Here is a 2,514-nt window from a genome sequence, read left to right on the forward strand (position 1 = left end):
GTATTGGGACCAATTGTTGTCCCTTTCCCAATCTGGACAGCACCCTGGATGGTTGCATGGCGGCTGATAGTCCCATCATGTGTCGGCGGAATATTCTGGAGGAATCGACGATTCATTTTAAGCAGGTCCCAGGGATATATTGCATCCTGCCAGTCATCAGCTGGAATTCCCTGTATCTTCACACCGCTGGCAATCAGCGAGGAAACCGCATCGGTCAGGTTGTTTTCACGGATATGGGAAAAAAAATCCTTTGTCAGAGAATAAATTCCCGTACTGACCAGGAAACTGGGAGCGTGTGCCGGTTTCTCGATGATCTGGGTCACATGACCGTTGCTGAGCATTACAACCCCGAAATTTGAGGGGCTGGGATGTTCCTTGACCAGCATAGCATTGGAGTGATCCTTAATGCGGGCAATGGAGGCGGGGTCGATGTAATTGTCTCCCGGGAGAACGATGAAGTTGTTCTGGATCTTTGGTTCAGCGGCAAGGAGTGCATGTCCAGTTCCCAGTTGTTTATTCTGGACAATAACTTCAACAGGAATGTCCAGGGTATTGAGATACCTTGTCACCAGTTCCTTGCGGTACCCGACAACGACAATGATATCACGGATGCCGTTTTTTATCAGGGCATCGATGACGAACTCGATGATTGGCCGGTTTGCCACAGGGATCATTGCCTTTGGCCGGTTCTTCGTCAATGGACGGACACGCCTCCCTTCTCCTGCTGCCAGAATTACTGCCTGCATCATTCACCTATCGAATAATTGTCTTTTCCCCAATACATCCTTCTATCACGGTATTAGGTGCAAACTGCGCATCACTGCCGATCAGTGTCCCGACATTGACAGAACAGTTTATCCCGAATTGTACCCCGTCTCCGATAATGGCACCAAATTTTTTCCTGCGGGTATCCTTTCCGCAGACCCGCACATTTGCATGATCATGACGGAGATTGGCAATCTTTGTCCCCGCACCAAAATTACACCCGGATCCGACGACGGAGTCTCCGATATAATTAAAGTGGGGGATTTTTGTTCCATCCATGATAATGGAGTTCTTGAGCTCGGAACAATGGCCGATATGACAACCATCGCCAATACTGGTTGCACCCCGGATATAGGCATGTGGTCCGATCCTGCAGTTCTTTCCAATTGTGCAAGGGCCTTCGATATAGGTGCCGGCTTTTATCACCGAACCTTCTCCAACCGAGACCGGGTTTTTCAGGGTAACGCCGTCTTCGATAATACCTGCATTTGTTGACGGGATAATTTCTAAAAACGAGGTGTTTGCGTCAAGCAGGTCCCAGGGATTGCCGACATCCATCCAATACGTGAGATGGTGGGAGGACAGCTGCTTATGGGCAATCAGTACCGCAAGTGCATCAGTCAGTTCCAGTTCCCCGCGTGGCGATGGTCTGACGGCATCGATAATGTCGAAGATCTCCGGGGAAAACAGGTAAGCCCCCGCATTGATCAGGTTCGATTTTGGGTGCCTGGACTTCTCCTCAAGAGAGGTAATATACCCGTTTTCAACCATGATCACCCCGTAGTCTTCAGCATGATCCGTGGTCGTCGTGCACATACAGGAGGGATTTCTGGTGCAAAGTGCAGCGATATCCTCTCTTTTCAGGACCATGTCCCCGTTCAGGACAAGGAATGGCCCGGTAATATGGTTCCGGGCAGCAGCGACTGCGTCAGCGGTTCCCTTCTGCTGGCGCTGAGTAGTGTATTCAATGTGGATCCCCAGTGATGTCCCGTCACCAAAATGCCTGCGTATCTCCCGTTCACCGTATCCCACAACAAAGACAAACTCAGTTATGCCGGCATCCCGTGCTGCGATGACGAGGTGCTCCATCATAGGACTGTTTGCTATGGGGAGCATGACTTTTGGGCGTTTCGCCGTCAGGGGGCGCATCCGTTTCCCTTCCCCTGCTGCGAGGACGACGCATTGCATAAGTACAGCTCCTCTTACAATGTTTAAGCAGTTTTCCCCTGCCGGATGAGTTCCTTTCCTTTTTCGAGCATTGCCTTTGCCTTCTCCCGTGTCCTGCCTTCGGCAGTAACCCGGATTTTCGGCTCGGTGCCGCTGGCACGGACAAGGCACCACCCGTCATCATCAGAAAGTCGTATTCCATCTGTCGGGTTCGGTGAACCAAGCGAGGTGAGGATCTCTCTTGCAGCATCGGTCTTGAATGATTCACGCAGGACCGGATACGTGGGCATCGCGTCAATCTCTTCGGCAATATTCCATTCCGATGCAATCTCGCAGAGAAGTGCCGCGGCAAACGGACCATCCGGGCACAACGAGATCTGCGGGAAGATCCATGCCCCGGAAGGCTCTCCGCCGAAATCTCCCCAGGTGATCAATTCCTCGGAGACATACGCATCCCCAACCGGAGTCCTGTGGACATCGGCGATCTCATCGATGATCATCGAAGCATCGCTTGTTGTAACAACACGCTTAGCATCAAGGTATCTGGCAAAGAGCATGAGGAGATGGTCTCCCCCGATATAC

General features: G+C 51.6%; 2 protein-coding genes and 1 pseudogene. All 3 read right to left on the reverse strand.

The genetic code is table 11. The annotated features are described in order from the left end of the window. Positions 1-749, reverse strand: a 749-nt coding sequence (locus CW742_RS10415; RefSeq protein WP_342764875.1) for a sugar phosphate nucleotidyltransferase, incomplete at its 3' end; no start/stop codon positions are given. A 4-nt stretch (positions 750-753) separates the two neighbouring features. Further along, the gene (gene glmU / locus CW742_RS10420; RefSeq protein WP_292420112.1) at positions 754-1,953 is read right to left on the reverse strand and encodes a bifunctional sugar-1-phosphate nucleotidylyltransferase/acetyltransferase; all 1,200 of its coding nucleotides are present in this window, start codon (positions 1,951-1,953) and stop codon (positions 754-756) included. Between the two features lie 23 nt (positions 1,954-1,976). Next, a pseudogene (locus tag CW742_RS10425) lies at positions 1,977-2,514 on the reverse strand (phosphoglucomutase); the annotation flags it as partial.

Source organism: Methanoregula sp., from assembly GCF_002835825.1.
In the GTDB taxonomy this organism is placed as follows: Archaea; Halobacteriota; Methanomicrobia; order Methanomicrobiales; family Methanospirillaceae; genus Methanoregula.